The following is a 26880-nucleotide window of genomic DNA, read 5'->3' as shown; positions in this document are numbered from 1 at the left end:
TCAGCTGATCATCTCTCATCCCGCGACCTGTGAATCGCGGGGTCGGAACCTGGCTCGCCGCCCGCGCCGACCACGAACCCACCGTCGACGCGCTCGCCTCCAGCCACGCCGCCCGCAAGGTCGCCGACGTCGCCGCCGCGCTCCACGCCATCCTCGCCATCACCTCACCGCGGGCCGCCATGTCGCTCTATTTCGGTATCTTGCGTATTTGTGGTGGATTGATACTCCTGCGACAGAAGGGAATGGCTCGTGCGCGACGACGCCGGCCTCCAGGCGCTCCGCGAGGCGGCGCGTCTGTCACCCGACAACCTCCCCCTCCGCCAGCACCTGGCCGCCCAGCTGCTGGAAAGGGGGTACCTCGCCGAGGCCGAAGCCGAGTTCCGTGCCGCGCTCGTGCTCGCGCCCGGAAACCCGGATATCATCGCCGGACTGGCGGAGGCGTTCGTCAGGCAGAGCAATTACGGTCCCGCGCTGGCGGCGCTCGACCAGCTGCTCGCCGTACCCGGCTACCCGCCCAGGCTGGGGGTGCTGGCGGCGCGGGCGCTGCTCGGCGAGGGCGATGTGCACGCGGCGGCCAGGCGCTACCATGAGGCGGTCTCCCGCGACCCGTCCGCCGGCGACCCCGAACTCGCCGCCAAGCTCGCGATCCCCGCCGCGCCGGCCGCGACGTACCCGGCGCCGCGGCAGCCGTACCAGGCCTACCCGGCGCCGACGCCCGGCCAGGGCTACCAGTACCAGCAGCCGGCCTACCAGCAGGCCCCCACCAACCAGCAGAGCCCGCCCTACCAGGAACAGCCCCCGGCCTACCCCCAGGGCCAGGCATACCAGCAGGGCCAGGCCTACCAGCAGGCGCCGGAGAGCAGCACCGAGGTGGAGCGCTCCGGCACGTCCTTCGCGGACGTGGCCGGCATGGAGTCGGTCAAGGAGGCGCTGCGGATCAAGCTGCTGCTGCCGCTCCAGCAGCCCGAGCTGTTCGCCGCGTACGGCAAGCGCGCCGGCGGCGGTGTCCTGCTGTACGGCCCGCCGGGAGCCGGTAAGACCCACCTGGCCAGGGCTGCCGCCGGAGAGCTCGGCGCCTCGTTCGTCAACGTGGGCCTGGCCGACATCCTCGACATGTACGTGGGGTCGAGCGAGCGCAACCTGCGCGCCACGTTCGACCTGGCCCGCCGTAACCGGCCGTGCGTGCTGTTCTTCGACGAGGTCGACGCGCTGGCGGCCCGCCGCTCCGACATGCGGCAGGCGCACGCGCGGCAGCTGGTCAACCAGTTCCTGGCGGAGCTGGACGGCGTGGACCAGAGCGCCAACGAGGGTGTCCTGGTGCTGGCGGCGACGAACGCCCCCTGGTACGTGGACGTGGCCTTCCGCCGTCCAGGCCGGCTCGACCAGCCGGTGTTCGTGCCGCCGCCTGACGCGGCGGCACGGGCGGCCATCCTGCGCATCCTGTGTCGCGACAAGCCGCTGGCCGAGATGGACTTCGACGCGGTGGCGCGGGCGACCGAGCATTGCGTCGGCGCGGACCTGAAGGGCGTGGTCGACCGGGCGGTCGAGGCCAAGCTCCAGCAGTCGATCAGCGCGGGCAGGCCGCTGCCGCTGTCGACGCCCGACCTGCTGGCCGCCGCGGGGAGCGTGCGGCCGACGGCGGTCCGCGAGTGGATGGCGACCGCGCGCAATTACGTGATGCACGCCAACGACTCGGGCGCGTGGGACGAGCTGATGCCGTGGGTCAAGGGGAAGTGGTGACGGTCACCGGTTCGCTCGACCGGGCGCGGACCCTGCTGGAGCTGCGCCGGCCCGCCGACGCCGAGCGGGAGGTGCGCGGCGTTCTCGCGCGGGAGCCGCACGACACGACCGCGCACGCCTTCCTGGCGCTCGCGCTCATCCAGCAGGGCGGCGTGGCCGAGGCGGTGGCGGAGGCGCACGAGGCGGTACGGCTGGCGCCTGACCACTGGTTCCCCCATTACGTGGCCGGCCAGGTGCACCAGCGCGCCGGCCGTCCCGACGAGGCGTTCGCCGCGGTCAGCGCGTCGCTGGCGCTGGAGCCGCAGCACGCGCCGACCTGGGAGCTCCTGGCCAGGACGCATCTGCTGCGGGGCGAGTGGCAGGGGATGGCGGGGGCGGCGAGCCGGGGGATGGCGATCGACCCCGACGACGCCGACCTGGCCAGCCTGCTGGCCGTCGCGCTCACCATGCTCAGGCAGGCAGAGCCGGCCAGGGCGGCGGCGGCGCGTGCCGTACAGCTGGATCCGGAGAGCGCCACCGCGCACCTCGCCTACGGCAGGATGGCGCTGGCTTTCAAGGATCCGGGGACGGCGGCCGCCGCCTTCCGCGAGGTGCTGCGGCTCGACCCGGGCTTCGGCCAGGCACGAGAGTTGCTGGTGCAGGCGTTGAAGGAGCGCAATCCGCTCTACCGGCTGCTCGCCAGGCTGCGTGGCACCTTCAGGGGCGGGCGGCTGGTGTTCCTGCTGCCCGCCGTGCCGCCGCTGATCGTGGTGTTCATCCTCATCGCGGTGCTGCACTGGGCGGCGTGGGTGGCTGAGGCGTGGACGACGCTGCGCCTGGCCCGCGCCAAGGCCACCAGCCTGCTGTTCGAGGGGGTCGAAGCACGGGTGGCCGTGGTCTGCTGCGGGCTGGTCGCGGCTGGTGCGGCGCTGCTCACGCTGGGTGTGGCGGCCGGCCTCGGCGCGGTGGGCACAGCGGGGGCGGCGGTCATGGCCCTGGCCACTCCCGTGCAGGAGGCCGTGCACACCGGCTCCGCCGCCGGCAGGGGGCTGCTGTACGGCTGGACGGCGCTGCTCGTCCTGACCGTCGTCGCGGCCGTGGTGTTCGCCTCGGCGACGACGGCGCTGCTGGCCGTGTACGCGGCGCTGGCCACGATCTGGCTCGCGGCGGGCGTACGGCGCGCGCTTCCCCACGACGCCTGAACCCGCCCCCGCGCCTGGCCCCGGCGGCGGGCCCGCTCAGACGGGGGCGTCCTCGTCGCCGTAGTGCGAGCGGCCGGTGAGCACCGTGTTCGTCGGACAGGTGAACGGGTCGATCCACTCCTGCACCATCTCGGCGTGGGCACGCTCGACGGCGGCCGGGCGCACCCGCCGGACACCTGCCCGGAGCGACGCGGCAGCATCATCGAGACCTATGGGGGACGGGCGGCGATCGGCGGGCGATCACGAGCTGTCCGTGCAACGGGCCAGACCTGGACGACAGAGCGGCGCGGCGGGCTCGGGGAGCAGGATCCTCGAGCCCGACCGCGTGTCTGGAAATACGCGAAATATCAACCCATGTGGGGGTAGCAGTGATCCGTCGGCAGCTCGATCATCTGACTAACATATAGCTTCGACGTGCGGTAAGGCCACGCCTGGTGCTGGGGGTGGGGTCTGACATCCGGTCCGGGGACAATGACGGACTGGCTTCCGGTGGGGTGTGGTCGTATTCTCGGCGCCAGGTCAGCGGGAATGTCTCCCCTATATGTCGTGCTGATAATCGAGTCGCGGAATATCTCGCCGTCGTATAAGTGGGGGGTGCCTGGGTGCCCGGGCGCGCGGCCCGGGCGGGGCCGCAGGTCAGGAAGGGGCGTCGCAGATGTGGTGTGCAGCAGCTGACGTGGGTCCTCTGCCGTCGTGTGGCCGATTGGCCGCCTCCTGCCGTCAGGGGGACAGATGACCGGGAATCTTGATGGCCTCCAGACAGCTCTGAGCGCCCCTGAGAGCGCCGAAGCCCGGCCTCCGGGTCTCAGGTTTCATGACGGCGTCCGCTGGGCGCTGTACGCGCGTTCTGGGGGAGGCAGCATGGAGGCGGTCGGTGACCAGTTCGCGTTCATGGAGGCGACCGTCGACCGCCTGGGCGGAGACGTCGCCGAGCACTTCTCCGACCTGGGTCGGCCCGGCGAGGGCCTGCGCGCGTTGATGCGGGCCGCCTACCTCGGCCGGTTCGACCGGGTCATGGCGTGGAGCCTGGACCGGTTCGGGTGGGCGCACGTCGACCTCGTCGCGACGCTGACAACCCTGCGCGACACCGGTGCGCGCGTCACCATGGCCGGCACCGACGAGGACGTCGACGGCGCCTACGTCGCCTATTCGATCAGCCTCGCGGCCGCCGACTCCGATGTGGCCCGCCGCGTGCGGGCAGCTCGCCGTCGCCGCGGCGAGGCTCGATGAGCCTGCTGCCGTATGCGTCGCTGGAGCTGGGCTACACCGGGCGTGTGTGGGGGATCTATGTGCGGATCTCCCTGGACCGCTTCGGTGCTGGCCTGGGCGTGCAGCGGCAGGAGAGCGAGGTCCGCGAGATGATCGCGCGGCTTGATCCGCTCGCCGTGATCCACTTCATCTACGACGACAACGACATGTCCGCGAGTAACCGGCGCAAGAAGCGCAAGGGCTACGAACGGATGACCTCGGACATCGAATTAGGCGTGATCGACGCGGTCGGCTGCTGGCATTTGGACCGCGTGACGCGCCGCAACATGGAACTCGAATATCTCTGCGAATACGCGGAGCTGAGGGGCACTCTCTTCGCCGCTGTTCACGGGGACTTCGACCTGCGGACTTCGACCGGGCGAATGTCGGCGCGCATGCACGCGGCGGCCGCCCGGCGGGAGGTCGAAGCGAAAGCCGAAAGGCAACGCGCGGCCAATAAGCAAAGAGCACTACGAGGCGAGAGTTGGTACGGCGGGATGCGTCCCTACGGCTACGACAAAGACGGCAAGACCATCATCGAGGTAGAGGCACAGGTCTTGCGGGACGTCGCCGAGCGGGTCATCGCCGGTGACAGCCTCCGCTCCATCGTGGTCGACCTCGACAGGCGGGAAATCCGCACGACGACGGGCAAGCCGTGGCAGGCGGTGACGCTGCGCCGGGCGCTGCAGAACCCGCGGATCGCCGGCTGGCGCACCGCGGACGGCGAGAAGGTCGCCAAGGGCCAGTGGGATCCGATCATCAGTGATGAGACACAGGCCAAGCTGGTGGCGATCCTGAGCGACCCGGAGCGGAAGAAGGGCGGCGGCGGCGGGACCGCGGCCCGCAAGTACCTGCTGTCGGGCGGGTTCGTCGTGTGCGGCATCCCTGGCTGCGGCAAGGCGCTGCAGTCCCAGCCGAGCAACAGCGGCGCCCGCGGCTACGTCTGCCGTAAGGCGCCGCCGGTGGGCGGGTGCGGCCGTATCCGCGTCGCCGCCGAGGCGCTGGAGCAGGAGGTCGCCGCCCGGGCGCTGTCGCGGTTCGCGTCCCCGGCGATCGCCCGGCGGTTGCGCGAGGCGATGGGCGCGCAGTCGGAGTCGGCGATCCTCGACCAGATCCGCGAGTACGAGGAGCGCATCGAGTCGGTCGCCGGCGACTACGCCAGGGGCGAGCTGTCCAAGATGGCGTTCAAGTCGGCCGAGCGGACCGCCGAGGAGGAGATTAAGAAGTTGCGCGGGCAGATCTCGACCGCCAACCGGTTGGCCAACCTGCCTGAAGGGCTCGGCCCGAAGGAACTGGCCGAGTGGTGGGTGAACGCATCGCTGGATCAGCGCCGCGACTTGATCGGTACGGTGCTCGACCACGTCGCGGTCGGCCCGGTGACGCGGGTGGGCTTCACCGGCCTGGATGAGGAGCGGCTCAACTGGGTGTGGAAGGTGTGACCGCCCGAACCCGCGTGGTTGTGGCGAATCCTCCATTTCCGCTGCGCGGCGCGTGATCGGACGCCTACGCTGGGCGATGTCGATCCCTGGGAGATCGCCCGTTGGGTTGCCCTCACCGCACCATGCAACACGGAGGGTTCCTGTGGAAGACGTCGAGCGCCTCGCCGCCCGGATCGCTGAGCTCGCGGAGAGCGATCCGGTCAAGGAGATGAGCGACGACCTGGTGGAGGCAGCTGCCCGCGTGTTCGGAGCAGACGACACACCGGAGCTGGCCCACCCCGCCGTGGCGTGAGCCGACAAGGGGACGCCACAGCTCGGTTCCCTCCTGAGGGGCCGGGCGCGACACGCCGAAGGCCGCGGAATCAGCATCGGATTCCGCGGCCTTTCGCATGCCCGCACCGAGAACGCCTCGGAACACACCGGCCAGTAAGGGAACTCTTATCATCGTTAGACATCGATGCGTAGGGTAAAAATTGCAGAGACTCTCTGCGAACGCCAGGGATCACGGAGCGTGACGGGCTGAGAATGGCCCGACGCCAGGGCCGGCCGCGCCGTCGGCAACCCCGCCCTGTGGCGGGCTTCAGCCTGCCCAGCCGCTGGTGCGCTTCCCCCCGCCCGCCCGAACAGGAGGCCGACGTGCTGGACCGCCGCACGCACCGCCCGCCCGTCGCCGACCCGCGCCAGACTCGGTGAACACCCGCGCTGTTCGCTGCCGCCGTCCCGCCTGGACGGTCCGGCAGGGCGACGTCATCCACGACACCCTCGCACCGATGCGCGTCATCGGCTGGCGAGGCCTGCAGCTGCACGGCGTCACCCCCTCACGCGTGCCGGTCCGGGTCGTGCACCCGCTCGGCCGCCAGCTCGACGTCACACGGCTGATCGACTTCGACGACCCTGACGAGAAAGACACGCTGATGCCCAACCTCGCGTTCATCGCGATGAGTGTTCGTCGAGACGAACTACGGCGGCGACATGTGCGAGCTGGCGATCCGCACCTCGTGGGAGGCGCTGCAAACGTCGGGGGAGATCCCGAAGCGCCAGCTGCCGCCTCTGGTGAAGGCGCTGCGCGCCAAGCAGGGCAAACTCCTGCGCGCCGAGCCGGTCGCGCAGCTGATGATCCAGGACCGGGTCAGGTTGCGCGGAATGTTCACCGACCTGGAACGGGAGTGGGCGACGTGGATGCCGACGACCCGCTGTCGCCCGGCCGTATCGACGCGTCGGTGTACCTGGTGTACGGGCTGATCCCCGAGGCGGGCGCGGGCGCGGTCGTGCACGCGCCGCTCCCGCAGCGACCGAGCCCGAATCCGGCCCAGCCGGGTCCGGCCAGCACCTACATGCGCAGCTTCGGACACGGCCGTTAGCAGAGGCGATGCACGATCCTGGCTACGTGATGCTCAGACCGGCCACAGCCGGTCAAGCTTGTGTTCGCGCGGCCTCTCGGTGATCGCGATCGCCTACGGCAATCATTCTGCCCGAGCGCATCCTGTGCTCGACCAAGTGCCTTGAATTGATCGCAATGCGGCTGGTCAAGTTGAGTTGGGGGTATTTCCTCCACGGTCCATCGAGAAGGGGGCCGAGATGGCGGACAAGGTAGTCGTGCGCCAACCGGGCGAGGGCGATGCGTTCTGGATGCTCGGTGGCCTCTACGAGGTCAAGGCGGCAAGCGACGAGACGAACGGCGCGCTGACGGTCATGCACATGACCATCCCGGCGGGGATGGGCCCACCACTCCACACGCACGCTGGGGGCGAATACGTCTACGTCCTGGAGGGAACGATGCGCCTCCACATCGGTGACGACACCGTGGACGGCGGTCCTGGCTCCTTCTTCTACATTCCCGAAGGCACGTGGGAGACCTACGAGCCCACGAGCACTGTGCGCGTGCTCTTCTTCTACAGTCCCGGCGGGATCGACAAATTCTTCGCCGAGGTGGGCGAGCGGGCACCGGCGCGGGAGCTGCCACCTCCGTCCGAGGCGCCGCCGGACCTGGAGAGACTCGTGGCCGCGGGATCCCGCTACGGCCTCGAGTTCAGGCCACCGGTCTGATCCTGACCGCGTCCGAACCGTCGGCGATGGGCTGCCCCCAGGCGCTGGACTGCGATGGCTGCCGCGGGCGGCTCTCGAGGATTACGCGCTGGCCGTGGTCGAGGGCAGGGAAGGTGACATGCTCGCGATGACGCTCCCGCACGAGTAGGTTCTGCTAAGTGGCCGACTGCGGCGGGAACTCGCGCAGCTTGCGCACGATCTCCCGCGGCGTCCACGAGGTGCCGCCGGGCGGGGGTGCCCCGCCATCGTTCAAGATGTCGGCGATCTCTTCGGCCGACACACCCGACAGGTACAGGGCGACCATCTCGTACACGAGCTCGGCAGGCGTCGCGTCGGTGTACTTCGTCGCCTCTGACTCGGTTGGCATGCTTCAACACTAAGGCGGGTGCGAGGCCGCTTGGCGATATTGGACACCGTTGACGGAAGTTGACAGCTGGAGCCGGAGCGCCGCGACGAACACGGAACCGGTCAGTTCAGACTTGGGGGCGGCGCCGACCGCTGCGAGGCGTGCACCCCCGCGCCGTCCGGACACTGCATCGGCATAGCGGCCGGCTGCCGCCCGCGCCAGCCTAGCCGCCCCTCCTGTAGGAGCCGCTTGCCCGCGCCTGCACTCGCGACTCGGAAAGGGAGCGCCGGGCCATCCTCATGCAGCCGCCCCGGGGAAGCGGACAGCCCGGACGGGACGGGCAGGAAAGTCGCATGAAGGTGTCAGTCGGGCTGCTCCTCTGTAGTGGCCCCTATATATAGGTGTGCGCTTGACTCTGGCTTGGTGAACCGGATGCTAAGGCTGCCTCCGGTAGGGGATGGCTTAACCGGGGCAAGGCGGGTGCGTGCCTGGGACTCCTGGAATCGCGCGCATAATCCCGATTATGCATACCGGATCTTGGTAGTGTCATTACGTGACCACACTCAGTCACCGATCCGGGCATGCGGGCACACTCGCCACCATCGAGGAGTTAACGGACTTCACGGATCAGTGGCTCGTCAACCGCGACCTGTCGGACAACACTCGCGCCGCCTACAGCCGTGACGTCCTCCAGTACCTCGCCTGGTGCCGCACCGCCGGCATGGACCCGATCGCCGCCCGCTGGACCCACATCAACACCTACGCCCGGCACCTCGAGACCGTCCCCGCGCACCCCAAGTCGCCAAAGCTCCTCGCCAAGCGCAGCATCGCCAGGAAGCTGTCGGCCCTGTCGTCCTGGTACGGCTTCCTGCACAAGCTCGAAGTGCTCCCGTCCAACCCCGGTCGACGCCGCCGACAAGCCGAAGATCGACCGCGACCACACCGCCACCGGCGGCTTCACCGAGGCCGAAGCCGCCGCCATCGTCGCCGCCGCCCGCACCGACCAGCACATCGGGCCGCTCTGCGCCGCTGCCCTCGCTGAGACCATGGTTGCGCTCGGCGCCCGCGTCACCGAGCTCTGCTTGACCACCGTCGACGATCTCGGCTACCGGGAGGGCAACCACACGCTGACCCTGCGCAAGATGAAGGGCGGCAAGACACGAGTGCGCAGCCTCCCACCGGCCGCCCGTGCCGCTATCGAGACGATGCTTGCGGCCCGCTCTCACGCCAAGCCCGACGAGCCCCTGTTCATCGACCGGGACGGCCGACCGCTCGACAGGCATATGGTCTACCGCTTCGTCCGTCGCGCGGCGCGCAACGCCGACGTCCCCTCCGCCGCGAAGATCACACCACACTCGTTCCGGCACGCGTGGGCAGCCGCTGCCCGCCGCGCGGGCGCCGACCTCGAAGATCGGCAACACGCCCTCGGGCACGCCGACCCGCGCACCACCCAGGGGTACGACCGTGCCAGCCGGTCGCTGGCCTCCGATCCCGCTTACCTGGTAGCGGCCGCCATCGCGAAGGCGTCTTCCGAATGAGCGGCATCGGCCCTCAGTCGCCCGCTAGGAAGGATGCGCCCGCATGAGAGCTCGGCGTCCGCGTGCCGTACATCGTCGCCTTGACCGTCGAGGACGTCACGCCACGAACGACGCGTCATCTCGCTGCCCGAGGCCATGGACCACCTGATCGCCTACTACCGGGGCGTGTCCGGCGAGCACAGCGACTGGGACGACTATCGCGCGGCCATGGAACGCGAACGGCGCCTCGTGCTGAGGATCACGCTCGACCGGGCCGGACCCGACCATCACGCCTGAGCACGACCGCCTCGCCGCCGGGGGCGTAATCCCCGTACACGCCCGTCTCGCCCACGGCCCAGACGTCCTTCGAGCCGGGGATGGCGGCGACGACACGCATCTTCCCGTTCGGGGCGTACTCCCTGGTCCAGTTCTTGCCGTCAAAGTGCAGGAACAGCGCGTCGCCCGGGCGGTCGAGGTCGTGTCCCAGGATCCACACGTCGTCGGGGCCCACGGCGGTGACGCCGGTCAACGTGGCGTTCATCGGCGGCGGCGCCACCCGCTGCCATGAGCGCCCGTCCCAGTGCATGACCAGAGGGACGACGGTGAGGTCTTCCTCCTCATGCATCACGTGGGCCACCCATTCGTCGCATGAGTCGGCGGCGGACCGCCTGGTCTGGGAACTGCGGACGACCTTCCCCACGGCCCACACGTCCGTGGGGCTGATCTGCGCGACGGAGGTCAATGTGCCGCCCGGGGCCAGGGGTAGCGACATGGTCCTCCACCGCCGGTATCCCTCCCGGTCCTCCTTCACGCTGTGCTCGACGGCCGGGCCGATGTCCGTGCAGTCCTCGTTGGGCGCCGCGCCCACCATCCAGGCGTGTCCCGACCTGGCGGTGACCGCCGAGAAGCGGCCCTGGCTCGGGCCGGATTCGAGCCGGAAGCGGCCGCGGCCGCCGGTGGCGGTGAACGGTCGTCCATCGGCCCTCGTACCGATCAGCACCACCGTGTCGCCGTCCGTCGCGATGTCGTCGAACACCTCGTCCTTGGAGATGCCGAACGGCCGCTGCTGGGTCCAGCGGCGCCCGTCCCAGTGGGCGACCGTGTCCGAGCCCGCGATCCAGAGGTCGTCGGGGCCGGTCGCGTCGAAACTCCCATAGCCGAAGATCGGCGGATCAGGCAGCCTGGACCAGGTACTGCCGTTCCAGCGGAACACGACGCCGAAGCCGGGATCCTCTTCGAACTCGGCGTCCTGGAAAGCGTGCGCCCACGCCTGCCGGGGGCCCGTCGCCACGATGTCGGCGACTCCGGCGTCCGGCTCGAGCGACAGCTTGCCGGCCCCCTTCCACTGCCGGGAGTGGGTGGGGGCGGGGCTCGCGCCGGGGCCGGGGGAGGATGACGTCGTCGGGCTCGCGGTCGCAGCCGCCGTCACCCGCTCCCGGCCGGTCCCGCCCGAGCAGGCGGCCAGCAGTGACAGGAGAGCCGCCGCGGCTGTCGCTCGTTGTGCGATCTTCACCCGGTGGATTATCCCGAGATCTCCGGTACGGCAGGCCGGGCTCGGGCGAGATCTGTCCGGCTGCCCCGCACCACCCCGGCGCGACTGTGCGCCCGCCTAAGGCGCAAGGCGAGGCCATCGCAGGGCTGCTCGCCGCGCTGGAGGGCAACGACAACGCCTTACTGGCGTTCAGCAACATACTGATTCTGAAGGTCGATGGGGTGCCATTGGTCCGTGAGCTGACCCCTGAACAGGTCGAACATCTACAGAAGAACCCGCGACTGTATGGCGATCCCAGACTGGCGCTAGCCCTCCTCGACGTCGGCCTGGCTTCCATCGGGGAAAGAGCGTCAGAGGAAGGGCCGCAGGCCATTACGCCCTGAGCAATGTCCACCCGCAGCCACGGGCCTTCCCCAGCCCTCTTCCGAATGAGAGCGTGACGTTCGCGAGACTTGAAGATGACGCGATCGACGATCTCGACCGTGTGCGGGGGCAGACCCACCATCTACTCGGTGAGGCGGGTGACCAGCTTGCGCAGGGCCTTGTACAGGCGGTGGCCAAGCTGTACCTGCGCCGCGATGGCGGCTACTTCCACCCAACACCGGGCGACAACTGGACAGATGCCACCTACGAGGCCGTGCTCGAGGTGCCACCGTCATCGATCCCGGAATACACCGCGGAGGTCACCGACCGCATTTGGAGGAAGCTGGAGACAGTGCTGCGGCGACACGGACGCAGGGACGTCTTCGGAGTCGTCATCGAACCAACGCTCTCCTCGTTGCCGGAAGTGAACGCCGACTGGCGGGCACAAGCAGCCATCGAGCCGCCGACCAATCAGGCCCGACGGGAGCGAGCAGACGGGGGATACCCCACGATGGACGGCCTGACATTCGGTAGCCGGGCCGAAATGGTGGCGGAGATCGGGTCGACGGGGTCATCTCCGGGGTGCTCCATGATCAGGCTGCTGTAGCCAGGTGGGCGGGACGGCCGCCATGCGTTGCGTCGAAGCACGACCTGTTGCCGAGACCCTCCCATTGGTGCCCGGGAGAAAGGTACTTTGAACCCTGCCGCACCGCTGCTGACCGAGGAGACCTGTGGCCACTCCGGAACGAGCGCGTTCCATGTTCGGCTCGCTGATGTTCGAAGCCTGGGTCGCCGCTGGCCGGCCGCACTACGCGGCCGTGGCGAGGGAAACCAGCAGGGCGCTGATCCCGCTGACCGAAGAACAGGTCAAGGGGTTCGTCGAAGGGGACGCCGTGCCCGGTTCGTCGTACCAGATCGACGCTGTTTTGGCTTCGCTGGAGAGCTATTCGGAGTTCGAGCTCGACGGCTATCGGCCGCTGATTATGGCGAGCTGGGATGCGCTTTCCAATGTCTCCACGGAGAAACGGCCCGAGACCACCGGGGCCGGGTTCGAAGGCATCTCGAACGTCCTTGACCATGTCGTCGAGGTGGCCACGTATCTTGGTGCCGCTGGAGTGGGGGGAATAGTCGGCAACAGGGCGGACGCCGCGACGGTGAGAAGCGTCAAGGAACTGTTCACCCGAGTGCGCGAACGCTGGCTGAGCCGCAAGCCTGAGCAGGATGAGGCGCTCTCCCGGGACGAGGCGTCCGACGCCGCGCGCGCCGCCGCCAACGCTCTCGGATACCCGCTCGAATCGCTCTCCGTCCGAACGGCTGAGCAGCGCGAAGAAGGGTCGTGGCTCCTCATTCTGGACGGCCGCCGTCGTGGAACCGTGGAACACCTGCGGGTGACCGTCCCACCAGGTGACCCGGGAAACGCGACCATTTTCGTCATCCCCTCGCTGCCCTCCCGAGGTTCCGCGGAAATCCCGGTCCCCCTTGCCAAGGCTCCCCGAAGGAGGTTGCGCATCGCCTTCTCCCTGAAGGTCCAGGATTTCGTCGCCAGAATGCTCACACGTGGCATGGACAGCTGGCCGAGGGCGAAGCATCCCTGGTACTGCGTGTACTGCGGCTGGAAATGCACGGAAAGACACAACCAGGTCGAGTGCAGATCCTGCGGGGAGCAGCGCCCTCTGGTCATGGGTTCGGTCACCATGCGGCAGTGCCTGACGTGCCGGAAGTTCTCTCTTGCGTCGGGCTCCTACTGCGAATGGTGCGGCACAGCCCTTCCCGCGGAATCGTCCTGACGTTCCCCGGTGGTGGCGATTCGCACGAACGAGCAGATGAGCGCTGATCAGCACCCTGCCCCATGCGGTCTAGCTGGCTGATATGCCGTTCCGAACGACGGGCGAGAAATTATCCCGAGGCCGGCCAGGCGAGCGCGCGGCCGGATGTCGTCCTGGACGGAAACCGATCGAACTGCGAGGCGAGACCCTGAGGGTCCGCGACGTCTTCCCCGTCGCATAGCCCGCCCTCCTTCGAGCCCCTCGGCAGCCGCCGGGGGGCTCCTTCATGCTGAGGCCGCCTGCGGCAGAACCGCGGACGCAGGAAACCTGCTCACGAGAGGATTCACGCATGACCGATCACGAGCTTGCCGAAGAGTCGCTGACGTTGCTGCAGTACCTGGGCGGCGACCAGTTGCTGCAGGCCCTCACCACGCTGATGGGCCACCACGTGCAGGCCCTGGACGCCGGCGGCCGGATCGGCGAGTACGGATACCGGGTCGGCGACACCGAGGATCACTGGATCGACATCATGCAGATGCTCGGCCACTGGCGCATCTGCGAGAGCCGCCGCCGGCCGGTCGGCCTGTACGACCGGTTCTGGAACTATGCGACCCTGCGGGACGCGGCACTCGCCGCCCGCGCGTGGAAGCAGGAGACCGCGTTCGCATTGGATAGCGAGCCGTCCGGCTGGACGTGGTGTCACCACATCCGCGACGTCGACGAGGCCGCTCAGCTCGGGTAACCGCTGCGGCGGTGGCGGTGCGGCGTCAGGCGCTGTGGTTGAGTCGTCAGATCCACGTGTAGTTGTCGTCGGTGACGGCAGGCAGCGCCGCATCGGCTACCACGGCATGCGGAGAAGGCATGGCGGCCAGGGCAGGCCCTATCGGCGGGAAGATGGGAAGGCTTGCCGTCTCGCGATAGTTGATCCATTCGACGATCCCGATCTCGCGGCCGCCGTCGGGAAGCTTGTCGTACTCTTCGACCGCCATCCGGGCACGTACGTCAGGCTCGACGTGCAGCCGGTAGATCAGGTGCAGCTTGCGCGAAGGGGTGGAGCCCGGCCGGGTGACGAACGGCAAGCCGGTGCGAACCGAATCCAACTCCCCAAACCGCCGTGAGACGGATGTTTGGGGATGTCTCGTGTTAAAGCATCCCCAATTCCCGTCCAGGCGCGCAATAGAACAACATTCGGAGTCGATCGTTTAGGGGTAATTGTGCTGAATTAGTCCTGTTGGGGCTATGTGAGAGTACAGATGTCACCGTTGCCCATGTGGTAGTCAATGGAATGCGCGCCAACGTTCAACGTGACATCAGGTGGAGTTCATGTCCGAGGTCTTCATGTACGCCGACGAGACCGGCAACCTGGACTACGACGTTGCCGGCGGCGGGTCGAAGTACTTCGGGATCGGCACAGCGACCTACCAGGGCGATCATGAAAGTGCCTTCTGGCAAGGACATCGCCTGCGGTTGGCGCATGCCCGCGCCGGCGTCGAGTTTCCCAAGGGCTACCACGCGAAGAACGACAACCACCGGACGCGCATCGAAGTGTGCGACGTGATCAGAAATCAGGCTCCCCGCTTCGACATGACATTCCTGGCCAAGGACAACGCCTACACGAATGTTCGCGACAAAGGCCAGGAGTACCTGTACAGAATCGCGTGGTTCCTCCACTTCCGAGAGATCGCGCGACAGGTGACGGCTCCAGGCGACACCCTCTACGTCGTCGTGGCGACACTGGGCACCAACAAGCGCAAGCAGATCTTCCAGGACGCGATCAAGGAAGTCTGCAACAACCACGCCCCGCTGCGCCGAGAGGTCGTCGTCTGCCACTGGGACGCATGCACCAGCTGGGGCCTGCAGGTCGCCGACTACGGCGCCTGGGCCGTCCAGCGGAAACTCGAGCGCGGCGACGAAAGCTTCATGTGGGCGGTCGAACCGACCCTGAAGAGCTGCTTCATGCCGTGGGGAAAAGCGACATAGAAGTGGCCAGCTATCCCTCACGGGAAGAGGTCCCCTGGACCTCTTGTCACTGGCCACCCTCAGTACACGGTAAAACACCAGGCGCGTCAACCGCTTCGCTCGGCGTCGTTACTTAACCGTGTCGAACGTTTGTACGATTTGGGGGTGGGGGTGACCGTTTCCTGGCCGTTGGGCCGATCTGTCGTCACCGGAGGCCCCACTACCCGGGCAGCCGCCCCGACACCAGCCGGACGCGGGCCGCGGCACAGCCGGCTGACGGGCTACCCGAAGGCAGACCGGTAGGCTGACCGTGCGCCGCTGAGCTGTGGGCCGGGCATCCTGCGTCTGCTCGGGGCCCGTGCCGTGACTAGTTCCCAGCCCGGCGGCTCGTCGTGAAGGTGGCGCGTGATCTCGTCGCCGCCGCCCAGCGGTGGACGGTCCGCCGCTTCCGCCACCAGGTCGCCGAACCCGACACAGCCGTGGCAGCACCGCGCCTGGGGCTACTACGACAACACACCCGAAGTGCGTCGCGGCCGAGCGGATCGGCAACGCGATGCGCATGCCGTCCGCAGAGTCCGGCTCTCCCTATGAACCCCCCTGGCCGCCAGGGAGGGCCTGGACGGGCAGCAGTGCGGCCTCTGAAGGCTAGCGGTCTCCGTCGGCTGCTGGAAGGGAAACACCGCCTCATGTGCGAAGGCAGGCCTATAAGGGAACTATCGGCCGCCATACCTGGTGGCTTCATTCGGCCAGGCGCGCCCGGACGCCGCCGCCGCATGCCGACTCGGGCGGCCAGCCACGTCATGACCGTCCCGAAAGACGCCTCGCCCCGCTTCCCCGGCGGGAGTTTGCGCCCGGTCAGGTCCCGGGCTCTGCCCGGTCGGCCAGAGCCCGGGACACGTGATCACTTGCCGACTCGGCCGCCGTCCGGGCTTCGGGCCGCAGGACCGGCAGCCCGGCCCGCAGCCGGTTCAGGAACTCGTCGACGTCCAGGCAGCGGTCTTCCGCGTCGACGACCTCGGGCACGAACGCCTCGACGATGCTGTCCCCGACGGCGAAGTCGGCGTCGTCGTCATCGTCATCGTCGTAATTGTCCACCCAGCGCGCGCCGGGGGCGTACACGTCCATGGCGTGGTCGTAGTCGATCACCCAAGGGGTATCGACGATCCCGGTCCGCAAAGAGCCGTGGTTGTACCAGCCGTAGACCAGGTGGGTGAAGGCGCCGTCGTGGATGTAGATCTCCGCTTCGCCGCCCTCCAGGGTCTCGGCCTTGGTGTGACCGCCGACGTACAGGCCGGGCCGGTCCTCATAGAGCGCGATCGGGCCGTTGACCGTCAGGTCGCCGGTGACCACGATCAACTCGACGTCGCCCTCGGCGTCGCTGCCGCGCAGTTCGTTGATGGCGTGCAGGAAATTCCCCTCGAGGGTGAGGTCGCCGTCGAAGAACAGCACCTCGTTGTAGCCGGGCGAGGCTCCCGCACCCTCGAACACGGCGGACAACGCGCCGCCCAGGCGGGCATCGGCATCGGCATAGGACAGGGACGCGGGGATGGCGGATATCGACATGGGGAAGAGCGTAGGTCCGTGTACAGACAATCCGGCGCGCGCGACAGGGTTCTGAAGCACGGCCTTAGTCGAGATAGCTGTAGAGCTTCTTCCAGCTGCCGCCGTACAGGCAGGTGGCCGACGGCTTCGTGGCCTGGATCTCGCTGCAGACCTTCGTCTCGACCAGGACGACCTGCTTCTCGACGAAGGAGAAGGATTTCGGGGTGCCCGTGGTGCAGTCGAGTCTGTAGTGGTGTTTGGTCGCCACGCTTGCGTCCTTCTTGAGGAAGGAGATGCGGAAGATCGCCCAGCCGCAGCCCGACCCCTTGGTCAGGTCGGTGATCGCGCCATTGATCTGCACCGTGGCGGTCGTCGGCGTGGTGGACGTGTTCTGGCTGAGCACGGTGAGCCTGCCCTGGGTGACGGCCTTCCTGCCGGAGGCGAACATCGGGCCCCACGTCGTGCTGGGACCGGCCCCGACGCCCGTGGCGGCGGACGCGGAGATGGGCGCGGAAGTCGACGCGGATGCGACGGTGGCGGGTAACGCCGCCAGCAGGCCGGCGGCGATCACAATGGTAAGGCAGGTCTTCATCGGGAACTCCCCTCTCGTGTGGCGAGAGTGTGGATCTCCGCGCTTTCAGGATGGTTGAGAACCGCCGTATCTAGATCTAGAGGGTGCTCTAGGACCCGAAAGCCGCGCCGACCTGCGCTCTAGTGTCTAGAGGCGCAACCTTGAACGACCCCGTGTGGACCTCGATCTCGCGGTGAGATCTCACGGTGAGACGGGCCGCCCGGCGGGCAGGAAGCGTGCTTTCGTCGCCCCGCGGAGCAGCTGCCGGCGGGCGACGAATCCCGGCGGTGCGGGCGGCGTGCCGCCAGTCGGCGGTGGCGGCCCTGGTGGTCGCGGGCGTGGCTGCCGATCGCGCCCGCCACCATGGCCAGGCAGCGGGCCAGCTCGCTGACCTCGTTCTCCCACCCGGTCGGCGGCTCGACATCGGCGGCCTGGTCGACGTCGACGCGGGGAACGGCGGTGATCGCATCGAGCGCGGCGGCCAGGCCCGGCAGGCCAGCGAGGAACGCCCGCGCGTCGATCACGTCGTCCATAACGCCCGATTGTGGCCCCGAGGCCGCGGCCATGCCCGGGGTCGCGCATTGCAGGTGTTTCTGTCACTCCCGGCGGCTATCTTTCACATAGCGAGCGACAATCGCGATTGTCCCCGCACGGGAGGAGTGACGAGATGACGACCCCTTGCCCGTTCCCGAACTGCGAGTGCCTGTATGTCGGGTGTGACGGCGGCTGGATCAACCGCGTCGGCGCGGACGGGCGTGACTTCGTGCAGCCCTGCCATCTTTGCTGCCCGGAAGTGGCAGCGCACCTGCGGATGGCGTCGGGCTCCGGCGCCCAGGTCAGGGCTGGTCTGCGGCACCTGCCGCGCCCTTCCCGTACCCCCGAGACCGCCTCCAAGTCGCGGCACTTCGTCGCATATAGGGAAACACTTGTTACAGTCCCCGCCGATCTGCAGGGTAAGAATTGCAATTTCCTGACAGTTTACGGAGGCTCACGCATGGACCCCATCGCCGCCATCCCCGAAGAACGAATCCGGGAAGGGCACGGCGTCCAGCTCGTGAACGCCGTCGACGCCGACGGCACCTACGTGCGGCAGGTTGGGTTCACCGGCACGGAGGAAGAGGCGCGCCGCTACGCGCGGATGGTCACCGGACAGCTCGCACCGTCCCACGTCACAGCCGCCGACTGGCCTGCACGCAACGCAGAGGCTCACAGGCGTCGCCACTACGGCAGGCCGTGAACCAACGCCACGCGCGGCAACCCCACGGCGCCCCGCCCGGGGCGCCGTCCCGCTTCAACACCTGGAGGACGGGTGCCCCCTGAAGAACCGCCCAGACCCCGACGAGATCAACCAGCAGCTGTGGGACCTGTAGCGGTCGATCACCGCGGCGTTGAAGAAGACGAACACGAAGGTCGACAACGTGCTCGTGGCGCGGCTGCAGACGATGAACGCGGCGCTGTCGAAGCTGGCGACAGAGCGGGACCGGATCGCCGCGACCCTGGAGAAGGCCACCCAGACGGCCGCCGACGTCGCCGAACGAGCCCGCTCGAGCGCAGCCCTGTCCACCCTCACCGAGGAGGAGCGCGCCACGCCGGAAGGGATCGCGGCGGCCCTCCGCAACCGGCTGCAGGCGATCGACGCCTTCCAGGCTGATGTGCAGCGGCTGCAGAAGCGCGGCCTGGACAAGAGCCTGATCGAGCAGCTCGTCACCGGCGGGCCCGACCAGTCCGGCGCGATCGCCGACACCTTGTCGAAGGCGTCCGCCGCCACGCTCCGCGAGATCAACTCGCTGCAGCGGCGCATCAACACGAACTCGAAGTTCTTCGGCCAGCAGGCCGCGGACTTCCTGTTCGACGCCGGAGACAACGCGGGCCGCGGCTTCCTGACGGGGCTGAAGAGTCAAGAGAAGGAGATCAAGGCGCTGATGGTCGAGATCGCCAAAACCGTGTCGACGACCATCAAGAAAGAGCTGAAGATCAAGTCGCCGTCGCGGGTGCTGCGCGCCGACGGCCGCGACTCGGCGCGCGGGTACCTGCTCGGCTTGGAGGACATCGCGCCGCAGGTGCGGGCGGCGGCCGCCCGGCTCGTCGAGCCGGTCACGCCGGCGCGGACCCAGCCGTTCCGGCCCGCCCGCGAAACCGCGGCCGCGAACCGGCCGGTCGCGCCGCGCGGCCAGCAACAGACCGCCCAGGCCGTGCGCGAACTCACGATCAACAACACCTTCCACCAGGTCATGACCAGCGCGAACGAGATCGTCGCCGAGCAGGAGCGCCGCCTGACCGCGGCGCTCCGATAGGAGGACAGCAGCGTGGCCTCGACGGACTGGCTGTGTTTTTCCGGCGTGGAGGTGGCCAACAGCGCACGCGTGTACGCCTACGCGCAGGCGAGTCTCGCGCCGACGCACGCGTCGATCCGCGACTGCGGCTGCACCGGCCTGACCGAGGTCCTCGGCGACGAGCCGTACACGCTGCCCGAAACCGACGAAGCCCCCTGGTACGACCCGGCCGAGCCGTCGTCGACGGACTTCGCCGGCTTCATCGTCACCGACATCGACGGCCTGGATGCCGCGCCTGTCTCCCGCCCGGTCACCAACCGGCTTGGCGACGGTGCCGTCATCGGCCGCCGCCGCTACGGGCCGCGCACCATCACCGTGAGCGGCGTCCTCGTCGGCCGCACCGCGTGCGCCGTCGACTACGGGCACCCGCTGGCTTGCGTCGGTGCTGCGCGGCTCGCTGGCGTGCGGGGCGGGCGCGTGCGGCGGCGACGACTTGGAGTTCATGACGTGCTGCCCGACGGTGCCGGCCGGGCCGGGCGAATGCTGCCCCGGCCCGTGCACCAGCCAGACGTGCGGCGCGGGCGTGTTCCGCACGCTGCGCGACGTCGCTCTGCTCGCGGAGCCGACGGTGCAGCAGCGCATCACCGGCTGCGCCTGCTGCCCCGGCGAGCTGCGGCAGATCCAGTTCCAGCTCGTCGCCGGCCGCCCCCACGCCCTGCGGCCCGCGGTCACGGTCGCCGAAGGTGTGCATTGGCCGCCGCCGACGCCGGACGACGAATGCGTGCAGTGGTCGACCGACCCGGGCTGCCTCGACGAGGCCGGCGAATGCGCCGCCCAGCAGCCGCAGCCGTGCCCGCTCGACCCGAACTGCCCGCCGCCGGTCCTGCCGACGCTGCCGCTGCCGGACAACCCGTGCCTGTGTGAGCCGTTCACCCGCCGCCAGGTGTGCGTGGAGATCCCCGAGAACGCCGCCCCGATCTGGGCCGACCTGGTGCCGCTGCTGGAGATCTACTCCGGGTCCGGCATCCTGCGCAACATCCGGTTCCGCTTCTACCCCAACCCGTTCGGCGCGCCGTACGAGGACCTCGACCCGTGCTCCTGGTGCTCGGAGATCAACATCTCGTATCTGCCGTCGGGCGCCCGGCTGACGATGGACTCGACCCGCCGCACCATCTACGTGCAGTGCCCAGGCCGGGCCGATACCCCGGCCGAGCAGATCGTGTCCGGCCCTCAAGGACGCCCGCTCGACTGGCCGGTGCTGGAGTGCGGCATCCCGTACCTGGCGTGCATCTCTGCCGACTCCGACACGATCGCCGCCGACGCGTCGGTGACGCTCCGCACCATCGTGAGAGAGGCATAGAGATGGGGCCGCTCGGCTGCGCCGAGGAGTACACCGTCGGCATCTACGACCGGACCGGCGGCCGCCAGTACGGCACCGTCGAGGCGTCCGCTCTGGACTGGTCCCGCCTCCTGGACGACACCTCCGAAGCCAACGTCGCCGTGCCGTACCAGGGCGCCGAATGCTGCCAGCTGCTCGGCGACGCCCGCACCTGGTGCAACGAGCTGGCCGTCTTCCGCGATCAGACTCTGGTGTGGCAGGGCCCCCTGGTGAAGATCCAGCACCGCGGCGACGAGACGCTGCTGCAGGCCTGCGACGTCACCCAGTGGCTGTTCCGCCGCAAGATCCGCGCCCTGCTGGACTTCACCGGCACCAACAAAGCTGACCTCGCCGTCATCGGCCAGAGGCTCATCGAGCACGGGTTCGCGCCCGACGACCCGAACGTGCTCGCCTACCTGATGGTGTCCGCCTCCGGCATCATCGGCGAACGCAAGTACGCCAAGAACTCGGGCTACGTCCTGGACCAGCTGCGCGAGCTCGCGCGCACCGGCCTGGACTTCACCGCGCTCGGCCGGCGCATCCTACTGATGGGCGAGGGGCCGCTCGGCAGGCTGCCCGGCCTGACCGACGAGCACTTCGTCGGCCCTCTGTCGGTCATCGAGGACGGCTTGGCCGCCATCACGCACGCCACCGTCATTGGCAAGGGCGTCACCGCCCAGGCTGGCGGCGTCGGCGCGTGCGGGCTGCTGGAGTTCATCGCCACCGAGGAGGAGATCCAGGACATCGCCTCCGCGCAAGCCGAAGCCAACGCGCTCGTCGCGGCCGGCAACCCGGCGCCGCTGTTCCTGGAGGTGCCCGACGACTCACAGCTCGCGCCCGAGGCCCCGGTCGGCATCAACGACCTGATCCCGGGCGTGGTCATCCCCGTCACCTCCGAGGCGACCTGCCGTACGGTAGCGGCGGATCTGCGGCTCATCCGGCTGAAGGTGACGTTCACCGAGAACGACGGCGAGAAGGTCGGCATCACGCTCGCGCCGCCCGGCATTGACACCCCGTCGACCGTCGCGGCCTGACCCAGGGAGACCAGCATGGCGAGGTTGAAGACGCGGCCACGCACACCCGCGGAGATCCTCCGCGACCTGGACGACCGTGTCCGCGTCCTGGAGCACCGCACCAGCGTGGTGATCGGCGTCGCCCCGGACGCCTACGTGCTCGAGGTCGATGACTCCGGCCGGCTGACCGCCCGGCACGCCGACAGCGGCACCGTCACTGTCATCGCCCTGCCGTGACATGCTGGGCGGGCGCTGCTGGTGGAGCCGCGCCCGCCCTTTGGATCAACGTTTTGCCTGGTCAGCCCAGGGTGATGCTGATAGGGATGCCAAGCCAGGCGAGTGCCACTATGACGATAAGCGCCCACACCAGCCACTACGCCGGAGCCCTGCTGCTGGCCCATGGAGCCTGTCACGCTCGGCGACCCTGTCCAGGACGACCTCAACCAGGTGCTCGCCGTACGCAAATTCAGTTGGGATCCCAAACATCGCTCACTTTCGCAAGGCTCTCTCTGATTGCAGCCTCTCTTATCTGCCATTGATGGAGAGGTAGATCCAGCGCCTGCCATTCAACGCTGATTGAAAGGTCGCCATGCTGAGGAAGAGGGTGAAGCCAGCAAGAGAACGACAAACATGCGCCCTGAACATATGTGCCACGGATGGAAAGCGTCGGCTCTGTACGATGCGAATCCCCTGCAGGTGTTGCTGTCGGCGGGGGCGCATGATCCAGGACTTCGGCGGTCCTCCCGTCTGGATAGCGGACTTTCACGGCCGGCCGCAATGCGAGATGAGCGCCGCCTTCGACTGTTATCGGCTGCCTGTCCATCTCGCTTTCGTGAAGGCGTCCTTCGATTCTCAAGATCAAACCCGATGAGAAAACACTAACCTGGTCGATAAACACCGCGCAACGATTGTTGCGTGCAATCATGCCCTGTATTGATAGCGTTGCCGGAATCTCCCTCGCAGGTCTATCTATCCAAGGAGAAGCGTCATCAGAAAAAGTATGTCCACCAATGGTAGGCATTGTGTCCTCATTGAGTATTGACGCTATAGCTACAGAAGGCCGCTATCTGGGCGATCAACACTCTGATTGCCCAGATAGCGACGTTTGCCCATACTATTGAGGCCGTATGGATGTTAAGACTAGCATGATTCCCTTCTGACGGGGATCGTCCCCAGTCCGAAGCGGCATGTCAAAGTTCCGGGAGCTAGACGCACACAAAAGACTCCGAGTTGGAGTCGGTGTAGCTTGCGGTTGCCTGACCATTGTGCGTAGTGGTGAGCCAGAGGCGTGTGGTGTACCACCTGACGGAGCCGGAGCCGCGGCAGGAGTACGACGCTTGGGATCGGGAGGCGGTCCCTGCGGCACATGTCCACTTCACAGCGCCAGTAGCCACGACGTTCCAGTAGGTGCCGTCCCATTGGAGGAGTTCGGCCTCGACGCGGCATCCGCCATTGATCCGATGGATTCGTCTACTAAGGCCGAAATGACTGTGCAGCAGCACAATATTGACGCAATCTCACCACATTGAGGCAGTATTTACTACAGCCAGTTATGCGGCCAATGTGACCGGTAAAGGTATTCGGCCATCTCTGTGCGATCATGAGGAAGCCCGAATCGTAGAGATCTCTGAATGGCGGCCGGGCTGCCTGGTGTGCACGCCGGCGGTGCTCGAGGGCGAGCGGCTGGACGGTGAAGGCGCGCCCCCGCTGCTACTGCGGGCAGCACCCCGTGGTGCAGGGCCCCGGCGTAGTGGAGTTTTGTCCTGTTTCTCGATCATGTGGGGTCGGTGTTGAGGGTGCGGGTGGCGTCGCGGGAGACGTGGCGGATGGCCTGGGCGATGTTGCCGACTCCGGTCAGGCGTAGGGCGCCGATGGCGAGGTTGCGCAAGGCGGCCATGGCGCGGGGCGCGTTGCCGGTGCGGACCTGGCTGTGGTCTTCGGTGTATGTGACGTCGCGGACGTGGTGAAGCCGGTTCTCGATGCTCCAGTGGCCGCGGATCTAGGTGCCAGTTCGGTGGGAGGGGCCTGCCAGGCGGGCAGGTCAGTGATCGCGTAGACGGTCACCGTCCGCCATCTGCCCGTTTTGCCGTCCCTGACCTGCCGTTTGATCTGCATCGCCTGGACGGCGTGGGGGAACAGTAGTCCGGTGGTGACGGTGATGACTTTGAGGGTGCGGCGTTCTTCACGTCCGTGCCCGCGGTCGCGTTCGCGGTGCTGGATGGGGATCAGTTTCCACGACAGCCGTTTGACCTGCGCGTACAGGCTGGGCTGGTTCTTCTTGACGATCAGCACGTAGTGCGCCCGTTTCTGCTCGATGAGGAAGGTGGCGTGCTCGCGCTGGGTGTGCAGGGCATCGGCGGTGACCACGCGATCGTCCAGGTCGAGACGCTCCAGCACGGGCCGGAAGCAGGTGATCTCGTTGGTCTTGCCGTCCACGCCGGTCTGCGCGAGCACCAGGCTGCTGCCGTGGTCGAAGGCGGCCAGCGTAGTCAAGGAACCCCAAAGAGTGATCTTGGTAGTGTTGACCTGTGGTAAGTCGCGGCATCCGAGTCGAAGGTTCACGGATCGTGCACCGTCCGACCACGAGCCCTGATCATCACGGCGAGCAGCTGCCCGCCTTCAGTGCCAAACCGGCATCGCCGGGTGGGACCCCAGAAGGCTCCGTTTCACCACGGCGGCGGTCAACTGCCGTCGCTGCCTCCGGCAAGGCGTGGCCACGCCGACACCAGAGCTGACGTTGTTCTAAGGCCTGTGCTGCGGATCATGAGAGTCGGTCCAGGACACAGCAGGAGCTGGCAGTGGAGACCGAACTCCATAGCGGAAGGCCCGCAGGACATGGTCTCAGTTCCGGAAGATCTCGTTGAGGAAGCCCATCTTGTCGGGTCGTGCCGTCAGCAGAAGCAGGGCGAGTGTGACAACAGGGTCGAGGGCGGGATCGCTGTCTGTTCGCAGAGTGCGGACGGTGGCTTCGGGACTGGAGTGCTCCCGGGCCTGAAGAACCGTGCGCTCGCCAACGGTCACCGCGAAATGCAACTTTCGTCGAAACCGTGAGCGGTGGATGTGGTACGCCTGCCCCCGCAGTCGCACGGTGTCCTTGCGGCGCTCACCCACCGGCTGCCCACGCACGGACAGCAGCGGCTGTCCCTCGTTGAAGTCAATCAGCAGACGGGGTTCGTCGCCGACCAGATCACCGCTGCTCAATACGGACTGACGGCCTCGGCCGGCCTGTACTGCGAACGCCCCTGGTGTTTCACCCTCAAAGCTGAACGTTGAGCTGAGCAGCGAGATCATGGACTCGCCCGGCCGTAACCCGTCGATAGTAGTCATCGCCGAACCACCGGGTCAGCCCTGGCGCCACGTGAAGCGTGGAACCCTGAAGCGAAGTGCGCGGCTGCCGACCGCTGTCGAATCCAGTCGGCTGCTGGTCGCAGCCTTGGACCGGCTCTCATGATTCACAGAACAGACCTTAGCTGGCCCGCACCAGCGGCCCGGCCAGGGGCTGGGCCAGTGCGGTGAAGCGCGCCCCAGCCGGGGCTGGTACTTCCTGCTCAGCCTTCGGAATCTCCCCGGCAAGTCGCTCAGCGCAGAGCATCGATGACAGTAGGTTTCGGCTGTTGGGGTGCGTGCCTACTTCTCGCGGGTCCAGACGAGCTCGGCCACGACGACGTGCTCCCGGTCGTACACCGCGGCGGCGACGAGCAGCTCAGGCCGGCCCTGGCTGATCAAGCCCACCGTGTAAGCGTAAGGGGTGATGCCTTCGCCTTCGACGGCATGCACGATCCACCCGTGCAGCTGAATGCCGGCGGCGACGTCGTGCAGCAGGTTCGACTCGGCCAGGCTCACGCGAGCACCGCCCCACGTACGGCGCGGGGCAGGCCTGGGCAGCTCGTCAGCATGCGCCGATCCTAGGTGCCGCGTCGTGGCCAGCCGTGCCGCCGCGACGGCCCCCGGTACGCTGGCGGTGATGCTGCTGGTGTGAGGGCCGGGCCGACCTGCGAACGGTGCGGGGTGGTCACGATCGCCAGATGTGGATGTGCGTCCAGTTGCAGCTGCTTGGTCACTGCGGGGCCGGGCGCCACGGTGTCCGGCAACGGGTCATCGGCGAACCCGTACGTTGTCTCTGCGACCGGCACGCTCGATTGCGAGGCGGTCCAGGACTGCGTCGGTGCCGGGTTCGTCCAGGGGCTGCAGTACGACGACGCCGCCAACCAGTTCAGAGCCCGGATCGACCCAGCGCCGGGCAACAACCTGCAGCAGAGTGCCGCAGGACTGTTCGTGCCGACCGGCGCCGCCACGGTGTCGGTCGCCGACACCGCCTGCATCGACATGTCCGGCAACGGGGCGGGCGGATCCCCGATCACCGCGGCGCCGATCCTCAACGCGGCCGCCGGCAACCTCATCACGTGCACGCCGACCGGCCTGCGGGCCGCGCTCACGCTCGCCACGTGCGGTCTCACCGGTAACGGCAGCGCCGCGTCGCCTCTCGCGGCGAAGGTCGGCACCTGGCCGTACCCGTGCACACCTGTCGACACGTTCGCGGGAAACGTCTACTGCGACGGCACCGGCCAGCTGCGCAGTGAGCCGCGTGGACGGACAGCGTTCAACCAGAACACGCAGAACACCACCTACGCCAACGTTGCGGTTCCGGCGGCGATTGACACGCTGATCGAGACGCGAACCCTGTTGATCACAAACCCGGACACGTGTCGGGAGTCGTTCGTGCTGGTGTCGATGGAGCTGGACGTCGACCTGAACCTGCCGGCCAACAGCGGCGCCGCGTACGGCCTGTACACCGACGAGATGCTGTTCCACGCCAACCGCGGCTCGACGGCGGAGAACGACTTTCACGTGCAGGTGGTGAAGGTGGTCAACCAGACGCCGAACCTAGCGCCGGGCGGGAGCAACAACTTCGGTGTGGACATCACGGCCGGCCGGGGCAGCGGAGGCGCCACCTACAACAGGATTCAAACGTTCATTCGAGCCTTTCAGTGGATTCTGTAGGAGGA

33 protein-coding genes are annotated in these 26880 nt (G+C 68.0%); 21 read left to right on the top strand and 12 right to left on the bottom strand.

The features are described 5' to 3' along the window. The first annotated feature begins 249 nt into the window (after positions 1-249). Positions 250-1740, top strand: a complete 1491-nt coding sequence (locus tag ACFSKW_RS39630) for an AAA family ATPase (protein ID WP_379578926.1) — start codon at positions 250-252, stop codon at positions 1738-1740. Then, complete coding sequence (locus tag ACFSKW_RS39625) at positions 1737-2921, top strand: tetratricopeptide repeat protein (protein WP_379578924.1); 1185 nt, start codon at positions 1737-1739, stop codon at positions 2919-2921. Before ACFSKW_RS39630 ends, ACFSKW_RS39625 begins: the two co-directional genes overlap by 4 nt. Positions 2922-2957: 36 nt before the next feature. On the opposite strand, the gene ACFSKW_RS39620 is transcribed toward ACFSKW_RS39625, so the two are convergent. Continuing rightward, positions 2958-3086, bottom strand: coding sequence for a hypothetical protein (locus tag ACFSKW_RS39620; RefSeq protein ID WP_379578922.1), 129 nt, complete (start codon positions 3084-3086; stop codon positions 2958-2960). Between the two features lie 696 nt (positions 3087-3782). Between ACFSKW_RS39620 and ACFSKW_RS39615 the strand changes: the two genes are divergently transcribed. The 5 genes from ACFSKW_RS39615 (at position 3783) to ACFSKW_RS39595 (ending at position 7654) form a co-directional block, all read left to right on the top strand. Continuing rightward, positions 3783-4151 carry a recombinase family protein gene (locus ACFSKW_RS39615; RefSeq protein WP_379578920.1) on the top strand — a complete coding sequence of 123 codons (369 nt, stop codon included), beginning with the start codon at positions 3783-3785 and terminating at the stop codon, positions 4149-4151. Next, entirely contained in the window at positions 4148-5608 is a 1461-nt protein-coding gene (locus ACFSKW_RS39610) for a recombinase family protein (RefSeq protein WP_379578918.1), read from the top strand. Before ACFSKW_RS39615 ends, ACFSKW_RS39610 begins: the two co-directional genes overlap by 4 nt. A gap of 142 nt (positions 5609-5750) precedes the next feature. Then, on the top strand, positions 5751-5900 hold the full coding sequence (locus ACFSKW_RS39605) for a hypothetical protein (protein ID WP_379578916.1): 150 nt from the start codon (positions 5751-5753) through the stop codon (positions 5898-5900). A 650-nt stretch (positions 5901-6550) separates the two neighbouring features. Then, positions 6551-6850, top strand: coding sequence for a hypothetical protein (locus ACFSKW_RS39600; protein WP_379578914.1), 300 nt, complete (start codon positions 6551-6553; stop codon positions 6848-6850). 336 nt (positions 6851-7186) lie between these two features. Further along, positions 7187-7654 carry a cupin domain-containing protein gene (locus tag ACFSKW_RS39595; RefSeq protein ID WP_379578912.1) on the top strand — a complete coding sequence of 156 codons (468 nt, stop codon included), beginning with the start codon at positions 7187-7189 and terminating at the stop codon, positions 7652-7654. 154 nt (positions 7655-7808) lie between these two features. Here the strand turns inward: ACFSKW_RS39595 and ACFSKW_RS39590 are convergent, their stop codons facing one another. After that, complete coding sequence (locus ACFSKW_RS39590) at positions 7809-8021, bottom strand: recombinase family protein (RefSeq protein WP_379578910.1); 213 nt, start codon at positions 8019-8021, stop codon at positions 7809-7811. A 532-nt stretch (positions 8022-8553) separates the two neighbouring features. On the opposite strand from ACFSKW_RS39590, the gene ACFSKW_RS39585 reads away from it, so the two are divergent. The 3 genes from ACFSKW_RS39585 (at position 8554) to ACFSKW_RS39575 (ending at position 9814) form a co-directional block, all read left to right on the top strand. Beyond that, positions 8554-9042, top strand: a complete 489-nt coding sequence (locus tag ACFSKW_RS39585) for a site-specific integrase (protein ID WP_379578908.1) — start codon at positions 8554-8556, stop codon at positions 9040-9042. Beyond that, entirely contained in the window at positions 8927-9538 is a 612-nt protein-coding gene (locus tag ACFSKW_RS39580) for a tyrosine-type recombinase/integrase (protein ID WP_379580239.1), read from the top strand. Before ACFSKW_RS39585 ends, ACFSKW_RS39580 begins: the two co-directional genes overlap by 116 nt. 135 nt (positions 9539-9673) lie before the next feature. Beyond that, positions 9674-9814 (top strand): pyridoxamine 5'-phosphate oxidase family protein, encoded by a 141-nt coding sequence (locus tag ACFSKW_RS39575; RefSeq protein ID WP_379578906.1) that lies wholly within the window; start codon positions 9674-9676, stop codon positions 9812-9814. Here the strand turns inward: ACFSKW_RS39575 and ACFSKW_RS39570 are convergent. Continuing rightward, positions 9777-11030: a hypothetical protein gene (locus tag ACFSKW_RS39570; RefSeq protein WP_379578904.1), complete on the bottom strand. Its 1254-nt coding sequence runs from the start codon at positions 11028-11030 to the stop codon at positions 9777-9779. The genes ACFSKW_RS39575 and ACFSKW_RS39570 overlap by 38 nt on opposite strands. 86 nt (positions 11031-11116) lie before the next feature. Between ACFSKW_RS39570 and ACFSKW_RS39565 the strand changes: the two genes are divergently transcribed. The 4 genes from ACFSKW_RS39565 to ACFSKW_RS39550 all read left to right on the top strand — a co-directional run bounded on the left by ACFSKW_RS39565 (position 11117) and on the right by ACFSKW_RS39550 (position 13880). Beyond that, on the top strand, positions 11117-11392 hold the full coding sequence (locus ACFSKW_RS39565) for a hypothetical protein (protein WP_379578902.1): 276 nt from the start codon (positions 11117-11119) through the stop codon (positions 11390-11392). Between the two features lie 53 nt (positions 11393-11445). Next, positions 11446-11979 carry a hypothetical protein gene (locus ACFSKW_RS39560; protein ID WP_379578900.1) on the top strand — a complete coding sequence of 178 codons (534 nt, stop codon included), beginning with the start codon at positions 11446-11448 and terminating at the stop codon, positions 11977-11979. A gap of 151 nt (positions 11980-12130) precedes the next feature. Then, positions 12131-13159, top strand: coding sequence for a hypothetical protein (locus tag ACFSKW_RS39555; protein ID WP_379578897.1), 1029 nt, complete (start codon positions 12131-12133; stop codon positions 13157-13159). A 328-nt stretch (positions 13160-13487) separates the two neighbouring features. Beyond that, the gene (locus ACFSKW_RS39550; protein WP_379578895.1) at positions 13488-13880 is read left to right on the top strand and encodes a hypothetical protein; all 393 of its coding nucleotides are present in this window, start codon (positions 13488-13490) and stop codon (positions 13878-13880) included. A 46-nt stretch (positions 13881-13926) separates the two neighbouring features. Here ACFSKW_RS39550 and ACFSKW_RS39545 read toward each other — a convergent pair whose 3' ends face one another. Continuing rightward, complete coding sequence (locus tag ACFSKW_RS39545; protein ID WP_379578893.1) at positions 13927-14238, bottom strand: hypothetical protein; 312 nt, start codon at positions 14236-14238, stop codon at positions 13927-13929. Between the two features lie 223 nt (positions 14239-14461). On the opposite strand from ACFSKW_RS39545, the gene ACFSKW_RS39540 reads away from it, so the two are divergent. After that, a complete protein-coding gene (locus ACFSKW_RS39540; protein WP_379578890.1) occupies positions 14462-15118 on the top strand; it encodes a DUF3800 domain-containing protein in 657 nt (218 codons plus the stop codon). Between the two features lie 834 nt (positions 15119-15952). On the opposite strand, the gene ACFSKW_RS39535 is transcribed toward ACFSKW_RS39540, so the two are convergent. The 3 genes from ACFSKW_RS39535 to ACFSKW_RS39525 form a co-directional block, all read right to left on the bottom strand. Continuing rightward, positions 15953-16660: a hypothetical protein gene (locus tag ACFSKW_RS39535; RefSeq protein WP_379578888.1), complete on the bottom strand. Its 708-nt coding sequence runs from the start codon at positions 16658-16660 to the stop codon at positions 15953-15955. 64 nt (positions 16661-16724) lie between these two features. Beyond that, positions 16725-17231 carry a hypothetical protein gene (locus ACFSKW_RS39530; RefSeq protein ID WP_379578886.1) on the bottom strand — a complete coding sequence of 169 codons (507 nt, stop codon included), beginning with the start codon at positions 17229-17231 and terminating at the stop codon, positions 16725-16727. A 119-nt stretch (positions 17232-17350) separates the two neighbouring features. After that, positions 17351-17743 carry a hypothetical protein gene (locus ACFSKW_RS39525; RefSeq protein WP_379578884.1) on the bottom strand — a complete coding sequence of 131 codons (393 nt, stop codon included), beginning with the start codon at positions 17741-17743 and terminating at the stop codon, positions 17351-17353. A 461-nt stretch (positions 17744-18204) separates the two neighbouring features. On the opposite strand from ACFSKW_RS39525, the gene ACFSKW_RS39520 reads away from it, so the two are divergent. Then, entirely contained in the window at positions 18205-18447 is a 243-nt protein-coding gene (locus ACFSKW_RS39520; protein WP_379578882.1) for a hypothetical protein, read from the top strand. Between the two features lie 181 nt (positions 18448-18628). Then, positions 18629-19504 (top strand): hypothetical protein, encoded by an 876-nt coding sequence (locus ACFSKW_RS39515; protein ID WP_379578880.1) that lies wholly within the window; start codon positions 18629-18631, stop codon positions 19502-19504. A 77-nt stretch (positions 19505-19581) separates the two neighbouring features. On the opposite strand, the gene ACFSKW_RS39510 is transcribed toward ACFSKW_RS39515, so the two are convergent. After that, positions 19582-19758: a hypothetical protein gene (locus ACFSKW_RS39510; protein ID WP_379578878.1), complete on the bottom strand. Its 177-nt coding sequence runs from the start codon at positions 19756-19758 to the stop codon at positions 19582-19584. 167 nt (positions 19759-19925) lie between these two features. Here ACFSKW_RS39510 and ACFSKW_RS39505 point away from each other — a divergent pair, with 167 nt between their 5' ends. From ACFSKW_RS39505 to ACFSKW_RS39495, 3 genes are read left to right on the top strand one after another with little or no spacing between them, the layout of a single operon-like run. Next, positions 19926-20843 carry a hypothetical protein gene (locus ACFSKW_RS39505; RefSeq protein ID WP_379578876.1) on the top strand — a complete coding sequence of 306 codons (918 nt, stop codon included), beginning with the start codon at positions 19926-19928 and terminating at the stop codon, positions 20841-20843. 2 nt (positions 20844-20845) lie between these two features. Continuing rightward, on the top strand, positions 20846-21895 hold the full coding sequence (locus ACFSKW_RS39500; protein WP_379578874.1) for a hypothetical protein: 1050 nt from the start codon (positions 20846-20848) through the stop codon (positions 21893-21895). 15 nt (positions 21896-21910) lie between these two features. Further along, entirely contained in the window at positions 21911-22111 is a 201-nt protein-coding gene (locus ACFSKW_RS39495) for a hypothetical protein (RefSeq protein WP_379578872.1), read from the top strand. A 229-nt stretch (positions 22112-22340) separates the two neighbouring features. On the opposite strand, the gene ACFSKW_RS39490 is transcribed toward ACFSKW_RS39495, so the two are convergent. From ACFSKW_RS39490 to ACFSKW_RS39475, 4 genes are all read right to left on the bottom strand, one after another. Continuing rightward, entirely contained in the window at positions 22341-22799 is a 459-nt protein-coding gene (locus ACFSKW_RS39490) for a hypothetical protein (protein ID WP_379578870.1), read from the bottom strand. A 929-nt stretch (positions 22800-23728) separates the two neighbouring features. After that, a complete protein-coding gene (locus ACFSKW_RS39485) occupies positions 23729-24367 on the bottom strand; it encodes an ISAs1 family transposase (RefSeq protein WP_379578868.1) in 639 nt (212 codons plus the stop codon). Between the two features lie 348 nt (positions 24368-24715). Further along, positions 24716-25201 carry a hypothetical protein gene (locus ACFSKW_RS39480; protein WP_379578866.1) on the bottom strand — a complete coding sequence of 162 codons (486 nt, stop codon included), beginning with the start codon at positions 25199-25201 and terminating at the stop codon, positions 24716-24718. A 300-nt stretch (positions 25202-25501) separates the two neighbouring features. Beyond that, the gene (locus ACFSKW_RS39475) at positions 25502-25717 is read right to left on the bottom strand and encodes a DUF4262 domain-containing protein (RefSeq protein WP_379578864.1); all 216 of its coding nucleotides are present in this window, start codon (positions 25715-25717) and stop codon (positions 25502-25504) included. A gap of 237 nt (positions 25718-25954) precedes the next feature. Between ACFSKW_RS39475 and ACFSKW_RS39470 the strand changes: the two genes are divergently transcribed. Next, positions 25955-26875: a hypothetical protein gene (locus ACFSKW_RS39470; protein ID WP_379578862.1), complete on the top strand. Its 921-nt coding sequence runs from the start codon at positions 25955-25957 to the stop codon at positions 26873-26875. Positions 26876-26880: the final 5 nt, after the last annotated feature.

The sequence above is a fragment of the Nonomuraea mangrovi genome (assembly GCF_042681425.1).
GTDB classification, from domain to species: Bacteria; Actinomycetota; Actinomycetes; order Streptosporangiales; family Streptosporangiaceae; genus Nonomuraea; species Nonomuraea mangrovi.
Note: the sequence above shows the minus strand (reverse complement) of the source record. Positions and strands in the feature narration are given on the sequence as shown.